This window comes from Metabacillus rhizolycopersici, from assembly GCF_020075705.1.
In genome coordinates this window covers 1-612 of record NZ_JAIQUM010000263.1, presented here as the reverse complement: position 1 = coordinate 612, position 612 = coordinate 1, and the positions used below count along the sequence as shown (strand labels likewise).

Here is a 612-nt window from a genome sequence, read left to right as displayed (position 1 = left end):
CTCAGTATGTAAGTAGCTGTACGAAATGATTTCAATCCTAACATCGAACGGACTCGCTTTTTTATAAAACGATGATCCTGTTCTACGATATTATTGAGATATTTCACTTGTCTCATTTGGATGCCTTCAGGCATACGTTTTTCTTCTTTTAACTCTTGAATCGCTACAGGATAAGCTGGGTTTTTATCCACTGTTATGACGCGAGGTTTACAAACATGAGAAGTAGCCAAGGCTTTCTTGAAAAAGCGCTTGGCTGCTTGTTTATCTCTTGATTCACTTAGATAAAAATCAATGGTATTCCCTTCTGAATCAACTGCACGATATAAGTACATCCATTGACCTTTTACTTTGATATACGTTTCATCCACTCTCCAGGAATCATTTGTTGGCTTAAGATGACGTCGTACTCTTTCATCTAATTCCGGTCCATATTGATGTACCCAACGCATAATCGTTGTATGGGCCATGGATAAGCCACGCTCCTCCATCATTTCCACCAAATCACGAAAACTTAAGTTGTACCGTAGGTACCATCTCACTGTTAATAAAATAATGTCAGGCTGATAATGTTTCCATTTGAATACATTTTGGTTTTCCATACTGATCATGCCC

Annotated in this window: 1 protein-coding gene; it reads right to left on the bottom strand. The window is 38.2% G+C overall.

The genetic code is table 11. From position 1 onward, the window contains the following. Positions 1-599, bottom strand: a 599-nt coding sequence (locus K9V48_RS28485; protein WP_224142356.1) for an IS6 family transposase, incomplete at its 3' end; no start/stop codon positions are given. Positions 600-612 lie beyond the last annotated feature (13 nt).